Origin of the sequence: Mesorhizobium sp. ANAO-SY3R2 (assembly GCF_042466635.1) — a bacterium.
In the GTDB taxonomy this organism is placed as follows: Bacteria; Pseudomonadota; Alphaproteobacteria; order Rhizobiales; family Rhizobiaceae; genus Aminobacter.
The window spans coordinates 522120-546801 of sequence record NZ_CP159955.1; the positions used below are offsets into that span (position 1 = coordinate 522120).

Annotated in this window: 22 protein-coding genes; 15 read left to right on the top strand and 7 right to left on the bottom strand. The window is 63.3% G+C overall.

What is annotated here, in order from left to right; genetic code table 11:
• Nucleotides 1-39: 39 nt before the first annotated feature.
• On the top strand, nucleotides 40-492 hold the full coding sequence (locus ABSY17_RS07325; RefSeq protein WP_378948584.1) for a hypothetical protein: 453 nt from the start codon (nucleotides 40-42) through the stop codon (nucleotides 490-492).
• 19 nt (nucleotides 493-511) lie between these two features.
• Here ABSY17_RS07325 and ABSY17_RS07330 read toward each other — a convergent pair whose 3' ends face one another.
• Complete coding sequence (locus ABSY17_RS07330) at nucleotides 512-970, bottom strand: MarR family winged helix-turn-helix transcriptional regulator (RefSeq protein ID WP_378948586.1); 459 nt, start codon at nucleotides 968-970, stop codon at nucleotides 512-514.
• Nucleotides 971-1012: 42 nt separating this feature from the next.
• On the opposite strand from ABSY17_RS07330, the gene ABSY17_RS07335 reads away from it, so the two are divergent.
• A complete protein-coding gene (locus ABSY17_RS07335; protein ID WP_378948588.1) occupies nucleotides 1013-1471 on the top strand; it encodes a hypothetical protein in 459 nt (152 codons plus the stop codon).
• Nucleotides 1472-1529: 58 nt separating this feature from the next.
• Here the strand turns inward: ABSY17_RS07335 and ABSY17_RS07340 are convergent, their stop codons facing one another.
• Together ABSY17_RS07340 and ABSY17_RS07345 are read right to left on the bottom strand one after the other, a co-directional pair.
• Nucleotides 1530-2504 carry a WD40 repeat domain-containing protein gene (locus ABSY17_RS07340; RefSeq protein ID WP_378948590.1) on the bottom strand — a complete coding sequence of 325 codons (975 nt, stop codon included), beginning with the start codon at nucleotides 2502-2504 and terminating at the stop codon, nucleotides 1530-1532.
• A gap of 141 nt (nucleotides 2505-2645) precedes the next feature.
• Nucleotides 2646-3722, bottom strand: coding sequence for a CobW family GTP-binding protein (locus ABSY17_RS07345; protein WP_378948593.1), 1077 nt, complete (start codon nucleotides 3720-3722; stop codon nucleotides 2646-2648).
• A gap of 367 nt (nucleotides 3723-4089) precedes the next feature.
• On the opposite strand from ABSY17_RS07345, the gene ABSY17_RS07350 reads away from it, so the two are divergent.
• The 3 genes from ABSY17_RS07350 (at nucleotide 4090) to ABSY17_RS07360 (ending at nucleotide 6751) form a co-directional block, all read left to right on the top strand.
• Entirely contained in the window at nucleotides 4090-4620 is a 531-nt protein-coding gene (locus ABSY17_RS07350; protein WP_378948596.1) for a MarR family winged helix-turn-helix transcriptional regulator, read from the top strand.
• A 93-nt stretch (nucleotides 4621-4713) separates the two neighbouring features.
• Entirely contained in the window at nucleotides 4714-5652 is a 939-nt protein-coding gene (locus tag ABSY17_RS07355) for a DMT family transporter (RefSeq protein WP_378948599.1), read from the top strand.
• A gap of 64 nt (nucleotides 5653-5716) precedes the next feature.
• On the top strand, nucleotides 5717-6751 hold the full coding sequence (locus ABSY17_RS07360) for a LacI family DNA-binding transcriptional regulator (protein ID WP_378948602.1): 1035 nt from the start codon (nucleotides 5717-5719) through the stop codon (nucleotides 6749-6751).
• A gap of 97 nt (nucleotides 6752-6848) precedes the next feature.
• On the opposite strand, the gene ABSY17_RS07365 is transcribed toward ABSY17_RS07360, so the two are convergent.
• Nucleotides 6849-7622 (bottom strand): gamma-glutamyl-gamma-aminobutyrate hydrolase family protein, encoded by a 774-nt coding sequence (locus ABSY17_RS07365; protein ID WP_378948605.1) that lies wholly within the window; start codon nucleotides 7620-7622, stop codon nucleotides 6849-6851.
• A gap of 300 nt (nucleotides 7623-7922) precedes the next feature.
• Between ABSY17_RS07365 and ABSY17_RS07370 the strand changes: the two genes are divergently transcribed.
• Nucleotides 7923-9032, top strand: a complete 1110-nt coding sequence (locus ABSY17_RS07370) for a TRAP transporter substrate-binding protein (RefSeq protein WP_378948608.1) — start codon at nucleotides 7923-7925, stop codon at nucleotides 9030-9032.
• Between the two features lie 121 nt (nucleotides 9033-9153).
• Here ABSY17_RS07370 and ABSY17_RS07375 read toward each other — a convergent pair whose 3' ends face one another.
• From ABSY17_RS07375 to ABSY17_RS07385, 3 genes are all read right to left on the bottom strand, one after another.
• Entirely contained in the window at nucleotides 9154-10896 is a 1743-nt protein-coding gene (locus ABSY17_RS07375) for a TRAP transporter large permease subunit (protein WP_378948611.1), read from the bottom strand.
• A complete protein-coding gene (locus tag ABSY17_RS07380) occupies nucleotides 10893-11477 on the bottom strand; it encodes a TRAP transporter small permease subunit (RefSeq protein WP_378948614.1) in 585 nt (194 codons plus the stop codon). The genes ABSY17_RS07375 and ABSY17_RS07380 overlap by 4 nt, the downstream gene beginning before the upstream one ends.
• A gap of 203 nt (nucleotides 11478-11680) precedes the next feature.
• Complete coding sequence (locus ABSY17_RS07385) at nucleotides 11681-12586, bottom strand: branched-chain amino acid ABC transporter permease (RefSeq protein WP_378948617.1); 906 nt, start codon at nucleotides 12584-12586, stop codon at nucleotides 11681-11683.
• Nucleotides 12587-12675: 89 nt separating this feature from the next.
• Between ABSY17_RS07385 and ABSY17_RS07390 the strand changes: the two genes are divergently transcribed.
• The 9 genes from ABSY17_RS07390 (at nucleotide 12676) to ABSY17_RS07430 (ending at nucleotide 24681) form a co-directional block, all read left to right on the top strand.
• Complete coding sequence (locus tag ABSY17_RS07390) at nucleotides 12676-13275, top strand: CGNR zinc finger domain-containing protein (RefSeq protein WP_378948619.1); 600 nt, start codon at nucleotides 12676-12678, stop codon at nucleotides 13273-13275.
• Nucleotides 13268-13801 carry a hypothetical protein gene (locus ABSY17_RS07395; RefSeq protein WP_378948622.1) on the top strand — a complete coding sequence of 178 codons (534 nt, stop codon included), beginning with the start codon at nucleotides 13268-13270 and terminating at the stop codon, nucleotides 13799-13801. Before ABSY17_RS07390 ends, ABSY17_RS07395 begins: the two co-directional genes overlap by 8 nt.
• A gap of 151 nt (nucleotides 13802-13952) precedes the next feature.
• Nucleotides 13953-17429 carry an indolepyruvate ferredoxin oxidoreductase family protein gene (locus ABSY17_RS07400; RefSeq protein WP_378948624.1) on the top strand — a complete coding sequence of 1159 codons (3477 nt, stop codon included), beginning with the start codon at nucleotides 13953-13955 and terminating at the stop codon, nucleotides 17427-17429.
• Nucleotides 17430-17568: 139 nt separating this feature from the next.
• Nucleotides 17569-19878: a putative bifunctional diguanylate cyclase/phosphodiesterase gene (locus ABSY17_RS07405; protein ID WP_378948627.1), complete on the top strand. Its 2310-nt coding sequence runs from the start codon at nucleotides 17569-17571 to the stop codon at nucleotides 19876-19878.
• A 157-nt stretch (nucleotides 19879-20035) separates the two neighbouring features.
• Entirely contained in the window at nucleotides 20036-20815 is a 780-nt protein-coding gene (locus ABSY17_RS07410; RefSeq protein ID WP_378948630.1) for a hypothetical protein, read from the top strand.
• A 154-nt stretch (nucleotides 20816-20969) separates the two neighbouring features.
• Entirely contained in the window at nucleotides 20970-22280 is a 1311-nt protein-coding gene (locus ABSY17_RS07415; RefSeq protein WP_378948633.1) for an ABC transporter substrate-binding protein, read from the top strand.
• Between the two features lie 206 nt (nucleotides 22281-22486).
• Nucleotides 22487-22735, top strand: a complete 249-nt coding sequence (locus ABSY17_RS07420; protein ID WP_378948636.1) for an aa3-type cytochrome c oxidase subunit IV — start codon at nucleotides 22487-22489, stop codon at nucleotides 22733-22735.
• A 279-nt stretch (nucleotides 22736-23014) separates the two neighbouring features.
• Complete coding sequence (locus tag ABSY17_RS07425; RefSeq protein WP_378948639.1) at nucleotides 23015-24259, top strand: Re/Si-specific NAD(P)(+) transhydrogenase subunit alpha; 1245 nt, start codon at nucleotides 23015-23017, stop codon at nucleotides 24257-24259.
• A complete protein-coding gene (locus ABSY17_RS07430) occupies nucleotides 24256-24681 on the top strand; it encodes a proton-translocating transhydrogenase family protein (protein ID WP_378948642.1) in 426 nt (141 codons plus the stop codon). Before ABSY17_RS07425 ends, ABSY17_RS07430 begins: the two co-directional genes overlap by 4 nt.
• Nucleotide 24682 lies beyond the last annotated feature (1 nt).

Sequence of the window (24682 nt, forward strand, 5' to 3'; positions counted from 1 at the left end):
GCTGCCGATCAAGATCGTGTGAATTGGGAGAGTATATCGTTGCGTGCTAATGTTGCGGTCATGTCGATCCTGCTAGCGACAGGCCCGGCCGTTGCCTCCGGCGGGCTCTCTTGTGGCGCCAGGGATGGGGCGGTAAAGTTTACCATCGAGAGTGGCATCACTCGCGGTATGGGCAGCCCGGTTTTTGATTTGCACGGCCAGATCGAGATATTCGACAAGGCTGTCGCCGAAGACTTGCGCAGGGTGAGCTTCGACAGTGCACACCTTGCCCAGTACTGGCTCGACGGCGAGGAGCTGCGCATGATCGTCTATCGCGAACGCGATGCCGACAAGCCGCACGGCTATGTCGAAGTGATCGTCAAGACCAAGTCGGGCGAGGACGGCGACTATATCGGCCAGTATTCCGTCACAGTCTTCGACATGGCGGGTGCTGCCGGCGGCGAGGGCAAGACCTTCAACTATTCGGGCCGCGCCACCTGCCTGGTGGAATAGGCTTTTATCTTTTCCGCGATCAGTCGTCGTGCATGGCGGCGATGGCGCGCCGCATCAGCTTGAGGAATGTTTGCCGTTCGTCTTCGCTGAAGTCGGCGAGTGCGGTCTCATTTTGCGCACGCGCTGCCTCGGTTGCCGGTCCACGTAGCGCCACGGCTTTCGGGGTCAGGTGAACGGATTGCGAGCGGCCGTCGTCGGGCCGGGTGCGCCGCTCGATGAGCCCGTCGCGTTCCATCCTGGTCAACGTGTTGGCCATGGTCGCCTGCTCGACGTCGAGCCTGCGTACCAGTTCGCTCTGCGTCAGCCCGTCCTCGTCCCACAAGGCCAGCAAGGTCATGAATTGTGCGGGCGCCAGCCCAAGGGAGCGGATGCGCTGTTGCAGGCCCTTGGCGAAGAGGCGCGCCATCTGATTGGCGAGATAGCCGGCCGAGCGGTCTTTCTGGAAGGTCATCGCCGAGAGATAGCTGTTGAATAGCATGCTATGCAATGATATATAGCATGCTATTCAAACTGAGAGGTCATGACGATGAAGACCACGATCCATGCTGCGGCTGGTGCCACGGCCTTGCTTGTTGTCGGATGCTTCTGGCTAGCGACGGTGGCCACGGAGCTGTCCGGCGATGTCGAAACCATTGCTGTGGTGAAGGCAGGCATACTCGCCGGCATGGCGGTGTTGATCCCGCTCATGATCGTGGCCGGCGCTTCCGGCTTCTCGCTCGCGAAGGGGTGGAAGAGCCCGGCCGTACAGCGCAAGAAGCGCCGCATGCGCGTAGTTGCCGCCAACGGCCTTCTGGTGCTGTTGCCGTCGGCCTATGTGCTGGCTGGCTGGGCCGGGGAGGGCCGCTTCGATGCGGCCTTCTTCGCGGTGCAGGCGCTGGAGCTTGTCGCCGGAGCTGTCAACATCGCGCTGCTGTCGCTCAACATGCGCGACGGCTTGGCGTTGCGCCGCAAGCCGTCGCGGGCTGTTCGGGCTAGTTGACTTTAGACTGTTCGCAATTCCGTACGGAAAACCGCTTCACACTTTTCCTGGAATTGCGCTAGCCCGCGATGTCGATGACACCGCAGTCGCCCGCGGCACTGCCGAAGGCGATGCGGCGCTCTTCCTTGTCCCAGCCCATCGAGGTGATGGCGCCCTTGCCCGGGCGGCGCAACAGCACCTCCTTGGAGTCGGCGAAGCGCACGGCGAGCACCATCCCGTCGTCGTAACCGACGGCGACAATATCCTCGCTCGGATGACAGGCAACGCATGTCACCATCGAATTTCCGCGGGTGCCGAGCTCCAGCGGCGCCTTGCCCATCGGGCCGTCCTTGCCGGAAAACGGCCAGACGATCGCCGCCGGCGCGCCCGAGCTTGCCAGCCACTTGCCCTTGGCGCTCCACGACAGGCTTTTGACCTTGGCCGGATAGCCGGTCATGCGCATGTGCTTGCCGTCGACAAGCTTCCAGCCGTGCAGGGCATTTTCCTGCATGGTGGTCACCACATAGGCGCCGTCGGGCGAAAACGTGATGCCAGTGTGTGCGCCGGCCCATTCCAATTCAACCGGCTTGCCCTCGGCGGCGGGGAAATGCAGCGTCGCGCCATTGTAGCGGGCGATGCCGATGCGCATGCCCTTGGGCGAGAAGGCAACGCCTTCGACCGAGCGCGGGTGGGAAAATTCCTTGGTCTTTCCGTCGGCGAAACGTACCCAGACGTTACGGCCGCTGGCATAGGCCACCGCACCCTGCGGGCCCGAGGCCACTGCGGTGACCCATTTGCGGCCGCAGCTCGCCAGCTCTTCCGCTGTGCCCGACGAGGCGAGCGACATCACCTTGCCGTCCTCGCCGCCCGTGATCATCCGGTCGTTGCCGGCAGTCGTGGTCGCCGCCAGCAGTCCGTCATGCAGTTTCAGCGATCTCTGGCCATGGTCGAGCCAGTTGACCATGCCGTCGGCGAGCGCGAAGAACGGGATGTCGTCAAGGAATGTGGCGGTGACGCAATGGCCGTCGAGATCAAGCGGGGCGACTGTGGGCATGGTTCTTGAACGTCCGGTCGGAGGTTTGGTACCGAGAAGTGCCCGGCAGGCACTGCCTCACCGGCGCGCTATGGCCGGTGAGGGGGCCTTACTCGACCTTGTATGGCCTAGCAAGGATTGAGGGCGTCGGAGGCCTCGACCTCAGTCGGCCTGGCAGGCGTCGAAGCTGCGCTGGAGGCGTTCGGCGTCGAGGTTGCGGCCGATGAACACCAGCCTGGTCTCGTGCTTCTCGTCGTCCTTCCAGGCGCGCTGGTGGTCGCCCTCGATGATCATGTGCACGCCCTGGATGACGTAGCGGTCGGGATCGTCCTTGATGGCGATGATGCCCTTGAGGCGCAGGATGTTGGGGCCTTCCATCTGGGTGATCTTCTCGATCCAGGGGAAGAACTTCTTGGAGTCCATCTCGCCGCCGCGGAGCGATACCGACTGCACCGTTACGTCATGGATCGGCGATACCGCGCCATGGTCATGATCGTGGTGATGGTGGTCGTGATCATGATCGTGGTGATGATGATGGTCGTGGCCGCAATCGGGCCCGCATTCATGATCGTGGTCGTGATCATGGGCGTCGAGGAAGTGCGGATCGTCGGTCAGCACGCGCTTGAGGTCGAAGGCACCGCGGTCGAGCACCTCGTCGAGCGCCACGCCGGCGCGGGTGGTGCGGTGGATGCGCGCCGCTGGGTTGATGGCGCGGACCGCAGCCTCGACGTCGCGCAGTTCGTCTGCATTGACCAGGTCGGTCTTGTTGAGCACGACGACGTCGGCAAAGGCGATCTGGTCCTCGGCCTCGCGCGAATCCTTGAGGCGCAGCGGCAGGTGCTTGGCGTCGACCAGTGCCACGACCGCGTCGAGCTTGGTCTTGGAGCGCACGTCGTCGTCCATGAAGAAGGTCTGCGCCACCGGCACCGGGTCGGCGAGGCCGGTGGTCTCGACGATGATGGCATCGAAGCGGCCGGGACGGCGCATCAGGCCTTCGACGACGCGGATCAGGTCGCCGCGCACAGTGCAGCAGACGCAGCCGTTGTTCATCTCGTAGATTTCCTCGTCGGACTCCACGATCAGGTCGTTGTCGATGCCGATCTCGCCGAATTCGTTGACGATGACCGCATAGCGCTTGCCGTGGTTTTCCGACAGGATGCGGTTGAGCAGCGTCGTCTTGCCTGAACCGAGATAGCCGGTCAGCACGGTCACGGGAATTTGGGTCTGGGCTTCGCTCATGGTCGTCCTCGGGATCGAATAGAGGCTCCATATAGGATGCCGACGGCGCTTTTGCACGTGTCAAACGACAGGGCGGACATGTGTGCGGGACAATGCCGGAATTTCATTGGGCAGGCAGCCAGGCGATGGCTGGAACGGATTTCGGGAGGCTGCCGAACGGGCGGGCAGGGCCTGCGTGCATAAAATTTGCCGGCGAACTGTGACCGTCATCGAACTGTAACATCCGTCTGGCAAGAGCGGTTTGCGCGGGTGGTCGGTTGCCGGCAAAGCGACATGGCGACAATCTCCCGCAACGAATGGTTGCCAAGGGCCACGCGACAGCTATTCTCGGCCATTGCGGACCGGGGGCGTGGCGCAGGAGATGCGGATGTCCAAGTCGAACAAAGGCGCGGCGATGAGCCGGCTTCATCAGGTGGCCCGACTGGCGCGCACGTCGCTCGCCGCGCGTCTGCTTGCGCACGGCTTCTATGCTGGGCAGGACCAGATCATGCTGTCGCTGCACGACGACGACGGCCAGACGCCCGGTCAGCTCGCCTCGCGGCTCGGCGTGCGTCCGCCGACGATCACTAAGACCATCAATCGGCTCCAGGCGCAGGGCTTTCTCGAAAAGCGCGCCTCCGAAACCGATGCCAGGCAGGCCCATATCTACCTGACCGAAGCCGGCCGCGATGCCATCCGTGCCGTCGAGAAGTCGGTGAAGAAAACCGAGAAGCAGGCGCTCAAGGGCTTCGACAAGAAGGACCTGAAGCAACTGTCCAAGCTTCTGGCGCGCATCGAGGCCAATCTGTCGGATCTGACCATCATCGAAGACGAGGCTACGTCGGAGGCGGAGGCCACGCCGGAGGCCGAAGCTGAAGCCGATGCCGACACCGAGGTCGAGGCTGAGGCGGCGGAATAGGCGTTTCTTTGCGCCATCGAGAGTTAGGTCTTGCGGGGCGGCAGTGATTGGCGCATTAGCCGCTCCATCTCCTTCTTTTTCCGGCCCGCCAGCGTGATTCCCCCAAAGCCAGCAGAAACAGCAACGCCGTCCTCGGCGATCCTGCTGATATTTGCCTCAGGCCTCGTCTTTTCCTTCCTCGACACCAGCGCCAAGCATCTGGTCATGTCGGGCATGGCCGCGCCCTTCGTCACCTGGGTGCGCTTCGCCGTCCATGCCGTGCTGGTGCTTGTCCTGTTCAAGGCGTGGCAGCGGCCCGAGCGGCTGGTGCCGCAGAGCCTCTGGATGCAGATCCTGCGCGCCGTCTTCATGTTCGGCTCGACGATCTTCAATTTCATGGCTCTGCAGACGTTGCAGCTTGCCGAGACGGTATCGATCAATTTCGCCAGCCCGATGGTGATCACCGCACTTGCCGGTCCGCTGCTCGGCGAATGGGCCGGCTGGCGGCGCTGGCTGGCGGTCGGCGTCGGCTTCATCGGCGTCATCGTCATCACCCGGCCGGGCTTCGGCGGCTTCGGCATCGGCCACGTCCTGTCGATCTGCGCGATGCTGAGTTCGTCGCTCTACACCATCATGACGCGCAAGATGGGCGGCAGCGAAACGGCCGAGAGCCTGATCCTCTATTCGGCTGTCGTGCCGGCGATCTTCATGCTGCCTGCTCTGCCGCTGGCGGGATCGCTGCCCACCCATTTCTACGACTGGTTCGTCTTGTTTGGTCTCGGCGTGTTCGGCGGCTTCGGCCACTGGCTGCTGATCAAGGCCTACCAGCGCGCTAGCGCCACCGCCCTTGCGCCCTATCCCTATCTGCAGATGGTGTGGATGATCATCCTGGGCTGGCTGGTCTTCGACCAGTTGCCCGACCGCTGGACGCTGGCGGGGGCCGCCATCATCGTTTCCAGCGGCCTCTACATCATCCATCGTGAGCACAAGCTCAGGGTCAAGAACCGAGCCGCGCCCAATGCCGAGGCCGAGGAACTGGCAAAAAAGCTTTGATTTGCCGTTGAACAATGGCATAGGGCTTTAAACGGTTTAAAAGACCGTCCGTTAACCTTGGCGGATGGAGGGCGCTCTGGCGCAGAAGATCAAGCTTTCGACGATCGCCGACGCGCTCGGCGTTTCGACCGCAACAGTATCGCTTGCGCTGCGCGACAGCCCGCTCGTCGCCGACGTCACCCGTGACCGCATCAAGCAGCATGCCCGCGAGATCGGCTATATCTACAACCGCCGTGCGGCCAGCCTGCGCACCTCGCGGTCCGGCATTGTCGGCGTCGTCGTCCACGACATCATGAACCCGTTTTATGCCGAGATCCTGCGCTCCATCGAGAGCGAGCTCGATCGCAGCGGCCAGACCTTCATCCTTTCCAACCATTACGACCAGCTGGAAAAGCAGCGCACCTTCGTCGATACGCTGTTGCAGCTCGGCGCTGACGGGGTGATCATGTCGCCGGCCATCGGCACGCCGGCAGAGGACATCGTCATGGCCGAGGAAAACGGCCTGCCGGCGGTGCTGATCGCGCGTTCGGTCGAAGGCGCCGAGGTTCCGGTCTTCCGCGGCGACGATGCCTATGGCACGGCACTCGCCACCAACCATCTCATCTCGCTCGGCCACAAGCGCATCGCCATGATCGGCGGCACCGACCAGACCTCGACCGGCCGCCACCGCTACCAGGGCTATCTCAACGCCATGGAGGCTGCGGGGCTGGAAGTCTTGCCGTCGTGGCGTATCGCCGGCCCACGCACCAAGCAGGGCGGCTTCGAGGCGGCCGCACAGTTCCTGGCGCTCAAGGACAAGCCGACGGCAGCCTGCTGCTGGAACGACCTCGTCGCCATCGGCCTGATGAACGGCATCGCGCGCGCCGGCCTGGTGCCCGGCATCGACGTCTCGGTCACTGGCTATGACGATCTCGAGGAAGCCCAGATCGCCACCCCGGCGCTGACCACTGTGTGGAACGGCCAGCGTGAGGTCGGCCGTCGGGCGGCAAGCGCGCTGCTCGACAAGCTCAACGGCCAGCAGGTTCGGCCGTCCCAGGAGTTGATCAAGCCGGAGCTGCATGTCCGCCAGTCGACGGGCAAGCCGAAGGAACGGGCTTAGTTCCGATCCGCCACGCAGGAAGCCTCAGTAGCCCTCATGGTGAGCCTGTCGAACCACGAGGGCGCTGGGCGTTGACGCCGTTCAAGCGAGTGCAGGCTTACTCCGCCGCGGCCCTTGCCGCAGACCGCGCCGCCGAATGGGCACGGACCGCATCGCCGAATGCCTTGAAGATGCGCTGCGAGACGTCGTCTGACTTGACCCAGTATTCCGGATGCCACTGCACGCCGACGGCGAACGCGCGTGAATCGCGCACTGACACCGCCTCGACCGTGCCATCTGGGGCGACTGCCTCGACCTGCAGCCTGGAGCCGAGCCGGTCGACCGCCTGGCGGTGGACCGAGTTGACCAGGATGTCACCCGCGCCGAACACGCCGGCAAGGCAGCTGCCCGGTTTGATCGTTACGGGCTGGTGGATGGCGAAGCGTTCGTCCTGGTTGTCGCTGACACGGGCACGATGGTCCATGGTGCCCTCGCGATCCTGGATCTCGGTGGCGAGGCTGCCGCCCAGCGCCACGTTCATTTCCTGGATGCCGCGGCAGATGGCAAGCAGCGGCACGCCGCGCTCGATCGCCTTGCGGATCAGCGGCATGGTGGTCGCGTCGCGGGCGAAATCGTATGGACCATTGGCTTCAGTCGCCTCCTCGCCATAGAGGCGCGGATCGACGTTCGACTTGGAGCCCGTCAGCATCACGCCATCGACCGAGGACAGCAGCACGTCGAGGTCAAGGCGGTCGCCGAAGGACGGCACCAGCACCGGCAGCACGCCAGCGCCCGAAATCGCGGCCTCCAGATACTGCTGGGGCGCCGCATGCCAAGTGTAGTTCTCGAACTGGCGGACGTCTGACGACACGGCGACGAGCGGCTGGTGCATGATGGAATCCAAATCCTTGTGGGAAGCAGGCTGTTTCCTTGCCCGCAAAATAGGCGATCCCGAGGCGCTTTTCCAACACAAGTTTGCATATCTCCCCTGCGTGGCCAACTGGGGATTAGACTATAGTTTTAAATGCTTGCGCGACCCCCGTATTTTCCGCTGTCACGCATTCCCGACCAGGTCCAGTGCGCTTTACTCGCCTCCTTCGCCGTGTATTGATGCCCGCGGCGTTAGTCGTGGGAGGACAATATTTTCCCTAACGTCATATATGTTCTTTCGGTCCAGCATGGGAGGATATTGATGGATCGCCGTTCATTTATCAGGAAGGCCGGCACCACCGGCGTTGGTGCGGCTGCGGCCGCCGCTACGCTTGCCGCGCCGGCCATTGCCCAGGCCAACCCCAAGGTTACCTGGCGCCTGGCCTCGTCTTTTCCGAAGTCGCTCGACACGATCTATGGCGGCGCCGAGACAATGGCGAAATATCTGTCGGAAGCCACCGACGGCAACTTCACCATCCAGCCCTTCGCGGCCGGTGAAATCGTTCCGGGCCTGCAGGCGGCCGACGCGGCCGCTGCCGGTACTGTCGAAGCCTGCCACACGGTGGCATATTACTACTGGGGCAAGGATCCCACGTGGGCCCTGGGCGCTGCGGTTCCGTTCTCGCTCAACGCGCGCGGCATGAACGCCTGGCACTACCATGGCGGCGGCATCGACGTCTTCAACGAGTTCCTGGGCACCCAGGGCCTCTACGGCTTGCCCGGCGGCAATACCGGCGTGCAGATGGGCGGATGGTTCCGCAAGGAGATCAATACGGTCGAGGACCTCAAGGGTCTCAAGTTCCGCGTCGGCGGCTTCGCCGGCAAGGTGCTGGAGAAGCTCGGCGTCGTGCCGCAGCAGCTCGCCGGCGGCGACATCTATCCGGCGCTCGAGAAGGGCACCATCGACGCCGCCGAGTGGGTCGGTCCCTATGACGACGAGAAGCTTGGCTTCCACAAGGTCGCGCCCTACTACTACTATCCCGGCTGGTGGGAAGGTGGCCCGACCGTCCACTTCATGTTCAACAAGGCCAAGTTCGAGGAACTGACGCCGGCCTACAAGTCGCTGTTGCGCACCGCAGCCCAGGCGGCCGACGCGAACATGCTGCAGAAATACGACTATCTGAACCCGACCGCGATCAAGAGCCTGGTCGCCAACGGCGCGCAACTGCGTCCGTTCAGCCAGGAAGTCCTCGCCGCCTGCTTCGAGAAGTCGAACGAGGTCTATGCCGAGATGGAAGCCAGCAATCCGGGCTTCAAAAAGGTCTGGGACTCGATCAAGGCGTTCCGCAAGGACCACTATCTGTGGGCCCAGATCGCCGAGTACAACTACGACACCTTCATGATGATCCAGCAGCGCAACGGCAAGCTCTGATCGGATCGCAAACGTTGGAAGAAAACCCCCGGAGCCTCCGCTCCGGGGGTTTTCTTGTCTGTAGGGCTGATCTGAAATGAAAAGGGGCGCCGCGCGGCGCCCCTTTTGCGTGTCGAGTTGGTCAGTTGAAGCTCGGCGGTTTCGTCAGATCGTTTGCCGGTGCCGCCGGCTGAGCCGGTGCCGCCCCGCCGATCGACGGAGCGCCGAGCGGTGGCAGGCCGAGGCCGCCGCCGCCCAATGCGCCACCCAGCCCGGGCATGTCGGGCATCTTGATCTCGACGGTCGAGGGATCGACCACCTTGCCCTTGTAGTGCATGACCATCTGCGGGAAGGCGATGGTCAGTCCGATCATGATGACCTGGATGCACACGAACGGCACCGCGCCCCAGTAGATCTGCCCCGTCGTCACCGGCTGGATGTTCTTGCCGGTGATGCGGTCGAGATAGGGCACGCGTGCCGCCACCGAGCGCAGGTAGAACAGGGCGAAGCCGAAGGGCGGGTGCATGAAGCTGGTCTGCATGTTGACGCCCAAAAGCACGCCGAACCAGATCAGGTCGATGCCGAGTTTGTCGGCGGCGGGCGCCAAGAGCGGCACGATGATGAAGGCCAGCTCGAAGAAATCGAGGAAGAAGGCGAGCAGGAACACCAGGACGTTGACGGCGATCAGGAAGCCGACCTCGCCGCCGGGCAGCGATACCAAAAGGTGCTCGACCCAGAGGTGGCCGTTGACGCCGTAGAAGGTCAGCGAGAAGACGCGTGCGCCGATCAGGATGAAGATGACGAAGGATGACAGCTTCGTCGTCGAGGCCAGCGCCTGGCGGATGACGTCGAATGTCAGCTTGCCCTTCATGCCGGCCATGACCAGTGCGCCCACCGCGCCCATCGCGCCGCCTTCGGTCGGCGTGGCGATGCCGAGGAAGATGGTGCCGAGCACGAGGAAGATCAGCGCCAGCGGCGGGATCAGCACGATGATGACCTGCTGGGCCAGCCGCGACATCAGCTTGAGATTGAAGCCCCGGTCGGCGATTGCCGCGATGTAGATGACGATGATGCCGACGCAGGCGCCGAGGATGTCGGCGTTGGCGCCATGGGTCGGCGATAGATAGACATGGGCGCCATAGGCGATCACGGTGGCTGCCAGCAGCGCCACAAAAAGCGAGGTCACGCCGTGGCCGAGGGTGCGCGCCTCGAGCGGCAGCGCCGGCATCGACTTCGGCCGGATGATGGACATCAGCAGGATGTAGCTCATGTACAGCCCGGTCAGCACCAGGCCGGGGATCAGCGCGCCCTTGTACATGTCGCCGACCGAGCGGCCGAGCTGGTCGGCCAGCACGATGAGCACCAGCGAGGGCGGGATGATCTGGGCGAGCGTGCCGGAAGCGGCGATGACGCCGGTCGCCACGCGCCGGTCATAGCCGTAGCGCAGCATGATCGGCAGCGAGATCAGGCCCATGGCGATGACCGAGGCGGCCACCACGCCGGTGGTGGCGGCGAGCAGGGCGCCGACGAAGATGACGGCATAAGCGAGGCCGCCGCGGATCGGTCCGAACAGCTGGCCGATCGTGTCGAGCAGGTCTTCGGCCATGCCCGAGCGTTCGAGCACGATGCCCATGAAGGTGAAGAACGGGATCGCCAGCAGCGTCTCGTTCGACATCACGCCCCAGAAACGATCGGGCAGGGCGTAGAGCAGCGGCCAGTCGAGCGTGATGGTGTTGTTGGAATAAGGCGCGAGCTCGACGCCGATGAAGAAGAACAACAGGCCGTTGGCGGCCAGCGAGAAGGCAACCGGATAGCCCAGCAGCATGAAGACGATGAGCGAAAAGAACATGATCGGCGCCATGTTCTGGGCGATGAACTCGATCATGAGCGGGCCTCGTCGGCGAGAGCCTTGCCTTCGAGTTCGGCCGCTTCATGGGCCGAGATGAATGGGTTGGGATCCTCCATGTCGCCGCGCATGATGGCGATCTTCTTGATGATTTCGGAAACGCCCTGGAAGCTGAGCTGAAGGAAGCCGACCAGAAGCAGCGCCTTGGCCGGCCACAGGATCAGGCCGCCGGCACTGGAGGAAACCTCACCCGAGCGGAACGACAGTCCGACATAGGGGATGAAGTAGAAGATCATCAGGACGACGAAGGGCATCAGGAAGAAGATGTGCCCGAAAAGGTCGATCCAGTGCTGTTTCCGGCGCGAGAACATGCCGTAGACGATGTCGATGCGGATGTGCTCGTTCTGCTTGAGCGTGTAGGCGCTGGCCAGCATGAAAGCGGCGCCGAACAGGTACCACTGCAGCTCGAGCCAGGCGTTCGACGACATGTTGAACGTCTTGCGGATCACCGCATTGCCGGCGCTGACGAGAATGGCGACCAGGATCGCCCAGGCTACCGTCTTGCCGATTGCCTCGTTGATACGGTCAATGAGTCTGGATAGAGCGAGAAGCCCTGCCATGCGTTCCTCCCTGAACTGATGGATTGCCGTGTTCCCCGATGTTGTTTTGCGGCATCCCCCCGGACGTCATGGGTATTCTGGCAACCGGTGCCCCGTCAACATGACTGCGCAAGGGGATAGACGTCGCAAAGCCTGCAAATCCAAGGAAAATGCCGCCGGACGCCGGGGCATTCAACCAAAGTAGAAAGCGGATTTTCAGCTGTTCAGGCTGCTTGGGGCGCGTCTTTGCGGTCGCCTGACAGCACCAGCATGGCGGCGAGTAGCCCGTACATCCAGGCATCGCGCCATTCGATCGGGAAGTAGCCTGCCCACAGCGACTCCGCCAGGCCGAATGCCGCGGCCCCCAGCGCTGCACGTCCAGGCGCGTAGTAGCCGCCGACGGCGGTGACGAACAGGATCTTCAGGCCGTAGACGAGGCCTGCGCCGAAGCCGAGATTGCCGTAGTAGAGTGCTGCTAGCACGCCGGCGAGACCTGCGCAGAGCCCGCCGGCAAGCAGCGCTGCATGGAAGATGTTTTCCGTGTCGAGACCGCAGAGTTTTGCCGCGAATGGATCGTCGGCCACTGCGCGCCAATGCCTGCCGAAGCGCGAGCGCGACAGGAAAATTGTGCCGGCGAGCACCACGCTCATGACGAGCGCGACATTGATCAGCTGGATCACGGTCAAGGTCGCCGCGAAGCTGCTGGTGGACGCGAAGACGACTGGCGTCGCCAGCATCGGCGGCAGCCAGTAATCGTGGGTGTCTGCCGACAGGCGGCTGAGTTCCATCAGTGCAATCAGCACGCCGAGCGTTGCGGCAACAATGGTGTTGGGCGACCGACCGGCTAGGGGCGCGAAAACCGAGCGCGACAGGATGCGGCTGATGAGGGCGGCATAGCCGAGCGCCACAAGGATGCCGAACGCTACCGTCGCCGGCAGCGTCAGCCATAGCACCTGCCAGCCATAGACCGCGGCGAGGATCATGGTCTGGCCGCAGAAGGCGAAGATTCCGCCATAGGCCAGGTTGGTTCGCTGCAGAAGGCCGTTGCCGAGCGCGTAGCCGAAGGCGAGCAGGCCGTAGATCGCCGCCGAATGCACGCCGTTGAGAAGCTGCTGGAGGAAAAAGAGCATGTGCAACCCGCGCGGGTGTCTCCCGCAAGCTTGAAACTGCGCTTCGCGATCTAACTTGTCAAATCGTGTTTACCAGTTAGATTTGGGCCATGACGGTTTCCTGGACAGCCCATCGTTTCTCCGGCGGCGTGCTTGCACTCGATACGGCCAACACGGTCGTGCTGCGCGGCGACGCCGAGCGCAGCTTCGACCGCTTTGCCGATCCCCTGGAGATTGCGCGCTTTGCGGTAGCGGCCACGACCTTCCGCGTCGACGAGCTCGAGGGCAGGGCGCTTGCCGCACCCGCGCCGCATGCCATCGCGGACAAGGTGCTCGCCATCCGCGAGGCTACCGACCGGCTGTTCAGGCGCGGCGTCGCCACAGGGGCATTGGCAGCAAGCGACATGGCGGAATTGCTCAAGGCCTGCGCCGATGGGCTCGCCGGTTCCGGCGAGACGTTCGGTCCGGATGCGCCATTCGGCAGGTCCGAGCGGCCAATCGCCTTCGAAGCGGCGCTTGCGGTCTCGGCCCTGTCGCTGATGGCGGCCGATAGTCTCGGTCGCATGCGGATATGCCCGAACTGCCGCTGGCTGTTCATCGACCGCAGCCGCAACGGCAGCCGGCTGTGGTGCGACATGGCCGTCTGCGGCAACCGCCAGAAGGCCAAACGACACTACAACAGGCGCAAGGAGGAGGTGCTCGATGCGTAAGCGCAGGTTTGCCACCATCGTATTCGGCTTTGCGGCGCTTGCCGCGCTTGTTCTCGCCGGCTGTCGCGAAAGCGGCGGCGAGGGCGAGTATTTCGAGCTTTCCGGCCGGCTGTTCGTCTTCAACTACCGCGTCGCCACCGTGCGCTACCTGGTGACGCTGAAGCCGCTGAAGCCGGTCGGCGAGGGCGAGGTCGCGGTGGCGAGCTTCGAGAACCCGGCAGGTGGCGAAGCGATCGTCGTGCACCAGAAGATCTGGCCGATGAGCGACAAGGTGACCATCGAAAGTCCGCCGCTGGAATGTGTGGTCAAGGACCGCCCCTACAAGGTGTCGATCCGCATCGAGGGGCCGAAGGGCGAGACCATGCAGGCGTTCGAGACGACCATGGCCTCGTCGCAGGACCAGTCCATGCTGCCCGACAGGGCGCTGACAGTCGGCCCATTCTACGATCCGAATCCCGAGCTGGAAGGCCATCCGGACGGCCGCCTGCCGGGCGGCCGCGGCGTGACCTGCCCGCCTGCCGCCTGAGCCCTGCCGACGCAGGCAATGTATCTTTGATTGTTCTTTGTCTGGTGCAAAGAAATTCGTTTGACGCGACAGACGTGCGCGGAAAAGCTATTCCTAAGCTACCCAAGGTCAGCTGCCCGACTCGTGGGTGGTGCGGACACAGGAAATGCGGATGACGCTTCACGACGTCGCTCTCGATGACAAGTTCGATCTCGGCAAGGAGCGCGTCTTCCTCTCCGGTGCGCAGGCCGTCATCCGCATGCTTTTGATGCAGCGCGAGCGCGACCGGCTCGCCGGGCTCGACACCGCCGGTTTCGTCTCCGGCTATCGCGGCTCGCCGCTCGGCGGCCTCGACATCCAGCTGTGGAAGGCCAAGAGCCAGCTCGCGCAATCCGGCATCGTCTTCCAGCCCGGCCTCAACGAGGAGCTTGCCGCCACCGCGTGCTGGGGCTCACAGCAGGCCGAACTGATGGGCGAGGGCAAGCACGACGGCGTCTTTTCGCTCTGGTACGGCAAGGGTCCCGGCGTCGACCGCTCGGGCGACGTGTTCCGCCATGCCAACCTCGCTGGTTCCTCCAGGCATGGCGGTGCGCTGGCGCTGATGGGCGACGACCACACCGCCGAATCCTCGACCAATGCGCACGCGACGGAATTCCTGTTCGTCGACACGATGATCCCGATCCTCAATCCGGGCGGGGTGCAGGAACTGATCGACTACGGCCTCTATGGTTTTGCCCTGTCGCGCTTCGCCGGTACCTGGGCGGCGATCAAATGCGTCAAGGACAACATCGAATCGACCGCTTCCGTCGACGCTTCGCTCGACCGGCTCAACATCGTCATTCCCGAATTCGACATGCCGCCTGGTGGCCTCAACATCCGTCTGGAGCTCGACCAGCTCGGCCAGGAAGCGCGGCTGCACGAATACAAGCGCGCGGCGGCTTCCGCCTTCATCCGCGCCAACGCCATCAACCGCATCGTCTATTCCGGCGGCCGCAAGGCCAAGGTCGGCATCATCACCGTCGGCAAGAGTTTCCTCGACGTGCGTCAGGCACTCGACGACCTTGGCATTGACGAAAAACGCGCCAACCAGCTCGGCATCCGCCTGTTCAAAGTGGGGTGCCCGTGGCCGCTCGACCTCGAGCACATCAGGGATTTCGCCCGCGGGCTCGAAACGATCATCGTCGTCGAGGAAAAGCGCTCGCTGCTCGAGATCCAGGTGCGCGAGGAGCTCTACGGCACCTCGATGCAGCCGAAGGTGATCGGTAAGCGGGACGAGCGTGGCGACTGGCTTTTCCCGGCAAAGGGCGCGCTCGATCCCAACGACATCGCCATCGCCATCGGCGAGCGGGTGCTCAAGGTCATCGGCCCGTCGGAAGAGATCTCAGCCCGCGTCAGCCGCCTGCGCCAGTATCAGGCGATGCTGGCCGACACCAAGGACGTGGCTTCGCGCACGCCGTTCTTTTGCTCGGGCTGCCCGCACAATTCCTCGACCAAGGTACCCGAGGGCTCGATCGCCGGCGCCGGCATCGGCTGCCACTTCATGTCCTTGTGGATGGACCGCTCGACGGTCGGCTTCACCGCCATGGGCGGGGAGGGCGCGCAGTGGATAGGCCAGGCGCCGTTCTCCAAGCGCGAGCACATCTTCCAGAATCTCGGCGACGGCACCTACAATCACTCGGGCACGCTGGCGATCCGCTTCGCCATCGCCTCCGATGCCAACATCACCTACAAGATCCTCTACAACGATGCGGTGGCGATGACCGGCGGGCAGCCGCATGAGGGCAGCCTGACCGTCGACATGATCGCCCGCCAAGTGCGCGCCGAAGGCGTCGAGCGCATCGCGGTCGTCACCGACGAACCGGACAAATATGGTGGCCGCAGCCAGTTCCCCGCCGGCACGACCTTCCACCACCGCGACGACCTCGACCTCGTCCAGCGCGAACTGCGCGACATCAAGGGCGTGACCGTCCTGCTCTACGACCAGACCTGCGCCGCCGAAAAGCGCCGTCGACGCAAGCGCGGCACATTCCCTGACCCCGACAAGCGCGTGTTCGTCAACGAACTCGTCTGCGAAGGCTGCGGCGACTGCGGTGTGGCGTCGAACTGCGTATCGATCCAGCCGGTGGAAACGGAGTTCGGCCGCAAGCGCCGCATCGACCAGTCGAGCTGCAACAAGGACTTTTCCTGCGTCAACGGCTTCTGCCCGTCCTTCGTGACTGTCCATGGCGCCAGGATACGCAAGGCCGAAGGTATCACTGGTGCGAGCGAGCCGCTTGCAGGCGTGCCCGAGCCCAAGCCGTTCCCGCTCGGCCGCGAGGGCTGGGCCGCGATCATCGACGGTGTCGGCGGCACCGGCGTGGTCACCGTCGGGGCAGTGCTCGGCATGGCGGCGCATCTCGAAGGCAAGGGCTGTGGCATGATCGACATGGCCGGGCTCGCACAGAAGGGCGGATCGGTGTTCACTCATGTCCGCATCGCGCGTTCGCCCGAGGATATCAACGCGATCCGCGTCTCGGCCGGCAAGGCCGATCTCATCCTGGGCTGCGACCTCGTCGTCTCGGGCGCCCAGAAGGTGCTGGCCGCGGTGCGCGAGAACCACACGATTTTCGTCGCCAACACGGCGGAGGTAATGCCCGGCGAGTTCACCCGTTCGGCCGATTTCTCGCTGCCGACCGAGCGGTTGAAGAAATCCATCCTTGCTGCAGCGGGCGAAGCCAAGACGCATTTTTTCGATGCCACGCGCACGGCGGCGGCCCTGTTTGGCAATTCGCTCGGCGCCAACATGTTCATGCTTGGCTTTGCCTTCCAGCATGGCGGCCTGCCGCTGTCGGCCGAGGCGGTGGAGAAGGCGATCGGCCTCAACGGCGAGGCGGTGGCGATGAATGTCGCTGCGTTTCGCTGGGGGCGCCGCGCCGCGCACGAGCCGGAGTTCGTCCGTGCGATGGTCGCCCGCCCGGACCGCCAGGAGGAGCGCGCGGTGGCGCAGTCGCTCGACGAGGTCATTGCCCGCCGCGTCGAATTCCTGAGCGGTTACCAGAATGCTGCCTACGCAAAGCGCTATGCCGGCCGCATCGCTGCGGTCAGGGCGGCCGAGGACAAGGCCAATTCCGGCTCGACCGTGGTCACCGAGGCCGCCGCGCGCAGCCTGTTCAAGCTGATGGCGATCAAGGATGAATACGAGGTGGCCCGGCTCTACACCGACGGCTCGTTCCAGCGCGAGCTGTCAAGGCAGTTCGAGGGCTATGGCCGGCTCGAGTTCCATCTCGCGCCGCCGATCTTCGGCCGCAAGGGTGCGGACGGCAAGCCGCGCAAGTCGGCATTCGGGCCATGGATGATAACGGGCTTCAAGCTGCTTGCGGCAATGAAGGGCTTGCGTGGCACCGCCTTCGACGTCTTTGGCTACAGTGCCGAACGCCAGATGGAACGCGCCCTGCTTACCGGCTACGAGGCCGATCTCGACCTGATCATGGGCGCGCTTTCTGCAACCAACATCGAAGCGGCGGCGGCGCTTGCGTCGGTGCCGCAACTCGTTCGCGGTTATGGCCACGTCAAGCACGCCAGCGTCGAAAAGGCTGCCGGCGAACGCCAGCGGCTGTTGCAGCGCCTGCAGGCTCAATCCTCGAACCGGACATTGCAGGCTGCCGAATAGCGAACACCAGTTGTTTACCTGAATCGAAAGTACAGCGCGTATCGCGCAACCGGATTGCCGTGAGTTGATCTGGCCGGGCTGGCTCTAAGCCTTTCTTAAGGCGCGTATGGCACCTTTGTGTCTCCTAGGCAGGCCTCGGATGCGCAGAAGAAACAACGAGATACCGGTCGACGTCTACATCCCCTTCGTGGAAACCCTTTTCCGCGACGGTTCGACGCTGGCTGTCGGTATGGTTGCGCAGACCTTGCTGATGGTGGTTGTCTGGTGGAAGACTGAACATCCTCTCTATCTGGTCGTCGCGTTGCTCATGGTGCTGGTCTGCACGCTGCGCCAGCGCAATTTCCGCAAATACAACAGTCTGCCATCGCCCACGACATGGGAAGAAGCGCACAAGCGCGAAAACGACTACATCCTGTACGGCACGTTGCATGGCCTGGTGCTTGGCGCCTTCTGCCTTGCGGGCATCTATTTCGCGCATGACAGTTTTGCCGAGATTGCGGCCGTCTGCGTGACGCTGGCATCGGCGACGTCGATCGCGGGGCGCAATTATGGCTCGCCGCGCATGGTGATGATCTTCACGGTCACCATGACCTGGGCGATCTCCCTCGGTTTCCTCTTGCGTGGCGACTTCTACCACGTTTTCCTGGGGCTGCTGTCGGCGCCGTTCCTCTACGCCATCAGGAAATTCGCCGACACGGTGCGCGATGTGCTGTTCACCGCCATCTCCGAGGAAAAGAAGGCCAATCGCCTCGCCCAGCGCTTCAACCGGGCCCTCAACACGATGTCGCATGGCCTCGTCATGCTCGGGCCCGACGGTCGCATCGCGGTCGCCAATGCCGAAGCCGCGCAGCTGATGTCGGTGAAGTCGCCGGATGCGCTGCTGGGGCGGTCGATACATGGCCTGCTGATGCGCGGCGTCGCTGGCGGCATGCTGGCGCTCAAGGATTGCCGCTACATCGAGGCCCAGCTCACGCGGGCGCTGCGCGAGGGCAGAGACCGCAAGGTGCTGGTTTCGTTGTCCAACGGGCAGTATCTGGAGTTCTCCGCGCGCGAGGGTAGCCAGGAATTGGGCGTCATCACCTTCGAAGACGTGACAGCCCGCGTCGCGGCAGAGGAGAAGATCCGCTTCATGGCGCGCTACGACAACCTGACGGGATTGCCCAACCGCGCCTATTTCCACGAAGTCGTCGCAGAATGTGTCGATGGCGGCGATCGTGAGCGGCTTTGTGCGCTAGCCGTTCTCGATCTCGACGATTTCAAGAGCGTCAACGACACGCTCGGCCACCCGGTCGGCGACGGATTGATCTATGCGGTTGCCGAACGCCTGGCGACCTTCGCCACCGATACCATCAAGGTCAGCCGCTTCGGCGGCGACGAGTTCATGATCTATTTCGACGGGGTCGACGACGAGGCTCACTTGACGGCAATGCTCGACCGCATCTTTGCCTGCTTGCAGGGCGACGTCGACGTGGCCGGCCATGTTCTGCGCATACAGGCAAGCGGTGGCGCGGTGCTGGCACAGGCGGGCGATTCCGATGTCGACGCGATGATCGTCAAGGCCGACCTGGCACTCTACAAGGCCAAGGAACTAGGCAAGAACAACTGGCATCTGTTCGAATCAGTGATGGACGCCGCCTTCCGCAGTCGCCAGCTGATGAAGGCCGACCTTCGCGCAGCCGTCGAGGCGGGCGCCTTGCGCGTCGTCTACCAGCCGATCGTCTCCATGAACACCATGCGCATTGCCAGCTGCGAGGCCCTGTGCCGCTGGGACCATCCGGAACTCGGGCCGGTTTCGCCGGCAACCTTCATCCCGCTTGCGGAAGAGATGGGCATCATCTCGGAGATCAGCACCTTCGTGCTCCAGGCGGCCTGCGCTGAATGCGCCAAATGGCCGGCGCCGATCTGCGTGTCGGTCAACCTGTCGGCCAAGGATTTCCGCAATCGCGACGTGATTGCCAAGGTTCGTGACGCGCTTACGGCATCCGGCCTCGCCCCGCAACGGCTGGAGGTCGAGGTTACCGAAACAGCACTTCTCGACGACAAATCGCAGACCCGCGCTTATGTGGAAGAACTGAAGTCGATGGGCGTGCGCATCGCGCTCGACGATTTCGGCACCGGCTACTCTAGCTTGAGCTATCTGCACAAGCTGCCGCTCGACAAGGTCAAGATCGACCGCAGCTTCCTTGCCGACGTGGCGCAGAATCCGCGTTCGCTGCAACTGTTGAAGGGCGTCGTCGACCTGTCGCGAACGCTTGGTCTCAGAGTGACCATCGAAGGGGTTGAGACCTTCGAACAGCTGAAGATCCTGGCGGTCACCGTGCAGCCGGACCTGGTGCAGGGCTTTTTGTTCGGTTCAGCGCTGTCGTCCTCGGGCATCGAGACGATGTCGAATACCTCCTGGCCGTTCGCGCAGGAAATCAGCCGCGCTCGCAAGTCAGTCCGCGGTTGAAGGCGAGACGGCCCTACATCCGCGGGTCGCAATTGTGAATGATTTCCCGTTAGCCGTTAACCTTAACGAAAGGTAAACGCTAATGTTTCGATTTTTACCTTTACATCATCCTCGCCTCCGTTAACCTTTCGGCCAGGGCGGAAGCACGGGGAAATCTATGACGATTCATCAACCGACGCTGGGCGGCGACGCCGGCGTCCAGAGTATCAGTGCGTCCGATTCGGGCTCGTCCTTCGCGAGCAATGTTTCTGCCCTGCTCGAGCGCGCCGAGTATCGCCGCTGCGACAAGGGCGAGGACCTCGAGGACATCTACCGCCTGCGCTACAAGTCGTATCGGATGACCGACATGGTGCCTGAAAACGCCAGTCACACGATCCATGACGACCTGGATGAGACCGAAAACTGCTACAAGTTCGGCATCTACATCGACGGCCATCTGGTCAGCACGCTGCGCATTCACCATGCAAGCCACCAAACGCCGGCATCCCCGTCGACCACGGTCTTCGGTGACACATTGCGCCCGCAACTGGCTGCCGGCGCCACCTTCATCGATCCCAGCCGTTTCGCCGCGGATTTGGAATGGTCGCGTGTTTATCCGCAGATTCCCTATCTGACGCTACGTCTTGCCGGCATGGCCTGCTTCTATTTCGGCGCGCCATATTGCCTGTCGACCATCCGTCCCGAGCATGCCGGCTTCTATCGCCGCATCTATAAGTCGGAACAGATCGGCGAGTTGCGCGATTATCCCGGGCTCAACTATCAGGTGGTCCTCTACCGCGCCGATGTGGCCAGCATCCGCGAGCGTTCGTTCCAGCGCTTCCCCTTCTTCCGGTCGACGCCGATGGAGCAGAGGCTGATGTTCGGCAAGCCGCCGAAGGGCGAACTCGCGCCGCTGACCATCCTGCCGACCGCGAAATACTATCGCGAAGCAGCCTGAGCCTTGCTATAAGGACGCGTCAGCGGAGACGGGTGCATGACCCCGAAAATCGGAATCGATTTTCGGGGTCATGCACAAATTTAATGTGTTACAGCGTCCTTTGCGCGTCCAAAGGGACGCGCGGCGCTGTAACGAGGATACAGGGACCGGAAGAATGAAGATGCGGACACGCAAGTCTCTTCTTTCGGCCGGCTTGGTGTTGGGGATATTGCTGCCCGCGCCGGCACTTGCCCAAGACGCGCTCACCATCGCCAACATGTCATTCCGCACCGGCCCCTATGCGGCTACCGGCACGCCGCTGGCAAACGGCCAACGCGACTACATCACCATGCTCAACGAGCGGGATGGCGGCGTCAACGGCATCAGGCTGAACTTCAACGAGTGCGAGACCGGCTTCAACACCGATAAAGGTGTCGAGTGCTATGGCAAGATCGGAGCGACTAGCATCATCGCGCTGCCGTGGTCGCCCGGCACAACGACCGATATCCTGCCCAAGGCCGCAGCCGACAAGCGGCCGCTGCTTGTGCCCGGCGCGGGCTTTTCGGCCATGTCCGACGGCAAGACCTTTCCCTTCGCCTTCAATCCGCCCGTCACCTTCTGGGACGGCGCCACGATGATCATGAAGAACATTGCCGGCGGCGATCTCGATACCCTCAGGGGCAAGAAGATCGTGCTGCTGTACCTCGATTCCCCCTATGGCGAGGAACCGATAGCGCTGCTCAAGGAATATGCCGAGACGTTCGACTTCACCCTTTTGCCGATCGCGGTCGGCGTGAAGGAGATGCAGAGCCAGGCCGAGCAATGGGCGCGTATCAAGGACGAGCGTCCGGATTTCGTGCTGTTGTGGGGCTGGGGGGCAATGAATGCCGGCGCGTTCGCCGGGGCGGCAAAGGCCGAATTCCCGATGGACCGGCTGGTCGGCATCTGGTGGTCGGGCAGCGACGAGGATCTGAAGGTGGTAGGCGAGGCAGCCAAGGGCTACAGGGTGCTGTCGTGGAACCTGCCTGCGTCCGATTCTCAGACCCTGCAGGACATCCGCAAATATGTCGTCGCAACCGGCAAGTCGCAGGCCGGGCCGGAGGAGTTGGATGGGCTGCTCTACCAGCGCGGGGCGTTAGTATCGATGTTTGCAGTGGAAGCCGTCAAGGCGGCGCAGGAGCATTTCGAGACCAGGCTGATCAGTGCCGAGCAGATGCGCTGGGGGCTGGAGAACCTGAAACTCGACGCGGACGCGCTCGTCTCGCTCGGCACGGACCAAATGATCGGCCCATTTTCGACATCATGCGGCGATCACGCCGGTCACGCCGCCGCCTGGATGCTGCAATGGGACGGAGCCAGATTCGTCAAGGCCTCGGATTCGCTCGGCGCCGATCCCGAGATGATCGCCCCGCTGGTCGAGACCGAGGCGAAGAAATTCGCCGACTCGCATACGCTTTGGCCTCTCAATGGCGAGTGCAAGATATAAGTCATCCAGCTCGCATCGCGGCTGGAACGGCGGGCCTTCATCGCGAATCGCAATGGCGGCTTTGCTGTTTCGGGAGGGCAGGGCGCCATCTGCCCGTTTCATCGCGCCGATGGATGATCTTGTCGCAGTCTGGGGGCAATCTTCCCATTGCCCTGCCGCGCGCATTTCGGTATGTGCGCTTGAACTAGCTTTCCGGAGGGACTCTCATGGCTGACAACACGCCGACCGGCCCGGTCGAACTTGGCGCCCAGATGGACTACGCCGAGCATGAAGGCACCTACAAACTTTTCATAAAACTTTCCAAATACGGCACGCTCGTTTGCGTGGCGATCATGATTGCGATGGCGTTCGGTTTCTTTGCCCCCGCCGGCTTCTTTGCATCGCTGGTGCTGTTTCTCCTGATTGTTGCGGTGGGTGCCTACCTGCTTCGTGACATCCCGACTCACATCACCTGATATCGCTTTGCGCAGCCGCGATTCGATCGTGGCTGCCATGGTTCCGGTAAGCCGGAACGGCTTTATTTGGCTTCCGATGTAGTCAACGCGGACGAAGCGCGCATGATGGCACTGCCGGTAACCTCGGCGGTGCTTTGTTCTGACTGATCATGGGGACGGGTGCGTCGGGGGACGCCAGCCTTCACCGGTATCCAGGATAAATTCGTTTGTAGGGCGCTGCGCGTCTTTGCGCGTCATGCGCCTTACGTTTGGTAAGGTTCCAGCCGAAAGGACGTAACGGTGGGCCAGACAATATTCATACCCAAAGAAATTGATGCGAACGAGGGGCGCGTAGGCGGATCGCCGGATACGGTGAAACGCCTCGTCGGACTTGGCTTCGACGTGATTGTCGAGACGGGGGCAGGGACCTTGTCGCGCATTCCCGACGCCGATTTTGCGGCTGTCGGCGCGAAAATCGGCAAGGCTGCGGATGCGGCCAAGGCCGATGTCGTGCTCAAGGTGCGGCGGCCGAGCGAGGCCGAGCTCAAGGGCTACAAATCGGGTGCTGCGGTGCTCGCCACCATGGATCCCTACGGTAACGACGCAGCGGTTGCGGCGATGGCCAAGGCCGGCGTGACCGCCTTTGCCATGGAGTTCATGCCGCGCATTACCCGCGCCCAGGTGATGGACGTCCTGTCCTCGCAGGCCAATCTCGCCGGCTACCAAGCGGTGGTCGACGGTGCCTACGAGTACGACCGGGCGCTGCCGATGATGATGACTGCTGCGGGCACCGTGCCGGCGGCGAAAGTGTTCATCATGGGCGTCGGCGTCGCTGGCCTCCAGGCGATCGCTACAGCGCGCCGCATGGGCGCCATCGTGACTGCCACCGACGTGCGTCCGGCGGTCAAGGAACAGGTCGCCTCGCTCGGCGCCAAGTTCGTCGCCGTCGAGGATGACGAGTTCAAGCAGGCCGAGACGGCTGGCGGCTACGCCAAGGAGATGTCCAAGGAGTACCAGGCCAAGCAGGCGGCACTTACCGCCGAGCACATTGCCAAGCAGGACATCGTCATCACCACGGCCCTCATCCCGGGCCGTCCGGCGCCGAAGCTGGTTTCGGCTCAGATGGTCGCCTCGATGAAGCCAGGTTCGGTCCTCATCGACCTCGCGGTCGAACGCGGCGGCAATGTCGAAGGTGCCCAGCCCGGCAAGGTCGTCACCACCGACAACGGGGTGAAGATCGTCGGCCACCTCAACGTGCCGGGCCGCATCGCGGCATCGGCTTCGCTGCTCTACGCCAAGAACCTGTTCGCCTTCCTCGAGACGATGATCGACAAGGCGTCGAAGCAGATCGCCATCAACCGCGACGACGAGTTGGTCAAGGCGACAATGCTGACCGACGGTGGCAAGGTTGTTCACCCGGCCTTCGCCGCTGCAGCAGCAGCGTCGTCCGAACAGACGGCGACCGAAAAGGCCGCGCCTGCGAAAGCCGAAAAGCCGGCGGCAGCCAAGAAGCCCGCGGCCAAGAAGTCTAAGGGAGACGCATGATGGAAGGTCTTCAGAAAGCGCTCGACCAGCTCGACCAGGCGGTTTCCGCCGTCCGGCTCGGCGTGCAGGAACTCGCCACCAGCCAGGGTGCGGCGGAAGCCGCCGGCGGCGTGGCCCATGCCGTCTCCGGCGGGGCGATCGACCCGTTCGTGTTCCGCTTCGCCATCTTCGTGCTGGCGATTTTCGTCGGCTACTACGTCGTCTGGTCGGTGACGCCCGCCCTGCACACGCCGCTGATGGCCGTCACCAATGCTATCTCCTCGGTGATCGTGGTTGGCGCGCTGCTCGCCGTTGGCATCGCCGCATCCGGCCTGGCCATTGGCTTCGGCTTCATCGCCCTGGTGCTGGCCTCGGTCAACATCTTTGGTGGCTTCCTCGTCACACAGCGCATGCTGGCCATGTACAAGAAGAAGGACAAGTGAC

Bases quoted from the DNA above. Each gene is read 5' to 3' on its own strand.
- ABSY17_RS07430 (WP_378948642.1), top strand. From the start codon at position 24,256: ATGATGGAAGGTCTTCAGAAAGCGCTCGACCAGCTCGACCAGGCGGTT.
- ABSY17_RS07390 (WP_378948619.1), top strand. From the start codon at position 12,676: ATGACGGTTTCCTGGACAGCCCATCGTTTCTCCGGCGGCGTGCTTGCA.
- ABSY17_RS07330 (WP_378948586.1), bottom strand. From the start codon at position 970: ATGCTATTCAACAGCTATCTCTCGGCGATGACCTTCCAGAAAGACCGC.
- ABSY17_RS07345 (WP_378948593.1), bottom strand. From the start codon at position 3,722: ATGAGCGAAGCCCAGACCCAAATTCCCGTGACCGTGCTGACCGGCTAT.
- ABSY17_RS07350 (WP_378948596.1), top strand. From the start codon at position 4,090: ATGTCCAAGTCGAACAAAGGCGCGGCGATGAGCCGGCTTCATCAGGTG.
- ABSY17_RS07420 (WP_378948636.1), top strand. From the start codon at position 22,487: ATGGCTGACAACACGCCGACCGGCCCGGTCGAACTTGGCGCCCAGATG.
- ABSY17_RS07405 (WP_378948627.1), top strand. From the start codon at position 17,569: ATGCGCAGAAGAAACAACGAGATACCGGTCGACGTCTACATCCCCTTC.
- ABSY17_RS07385 (WP_378948617.1), bottom strand. From the start codon at position 12,586: ATGCTCTTTTTCCTCCAGCAGCTTCTCAACGGCGTGCATTCGGCGGCG.
- ABSY17_RS07370 (WP_378948608.1), top strand. From the start codon at position 7,923: ATGGATCGCCGTTCATTTATCAGGAAGGCCGGCACCACCGGCGTTGGT.
- ABSY17_RS07360 (WP_378948602.1), top strand. From the start codon at position 5,717: ATGGAGGGCGCTCTGGCGCAGAAGATCAAGCTTTCGACGATCGCCGAC.
- ABSY17_RS07400 (WP_378948624.1), top strand. From the start codon at position 13,953: ATGACGCTTCACGACGTCGCTCTCGATGACAAGTTCGATCTCGGCAAG.
- ABSY17_RS07365 (WP_378948605.1), bottom strand. From the start codon at position 7,622: ATGCACCAGCCGCTCGTCGCCGTGTCGTCAGACGTCCGCCAGTTCGAG.
- ABSY17_RS07375 (WP_378948611.1), bottom strand. From the start codon at position 10,896: ATGATCGAGTTCATCGCCCAGAACATGGCGCCGATCATGTTCTTTTCG.
- ABSY17_RS07415 (WP_378948633.1), top strand. From the start codon at position 20,970: ATGAAGATGCGGACACGCAAGTCTCTTCTTTCGGCCGGCTTGGTGTTG.
- ABSY17_RS07395 (WP_378948622.1), top strand. From the start codon at position 13,268: ATGCGTAAGCGCAGGTTTGCCACCATCGTATTCGGCTTTGCGGCGCTT.
- ABSY17_RS07380 (WP_378948614.1), bottom strand. From the start codon at position 11,477: ATGGCAGGGCTTCTCGCTCTATCCAGACTCATTGACCGTATCAACGAG.
- ABSY17_RS07335 (WP_378948588.1), top strand. From the start codon at position 1,013: ATGACGATGAAGACCACGATCCATGCTGCGGCTGGTGCCACGGCCTTG.
- ABSY17_RS07340 (WP_378948590.1), bottom strand. From the start codon at position 2,504: ATGCCCACAGTCGCCCCGCTTGATCTCGACGGCCATTGCGTCACCGCC.
- ABSY17_RS07410 (WP_378948630.1), top strand. From the start codon at position 20,036: ATGACGATTCATCAACCGACGCTGGGCGGCGACGCCGGCGTCCAGAGT.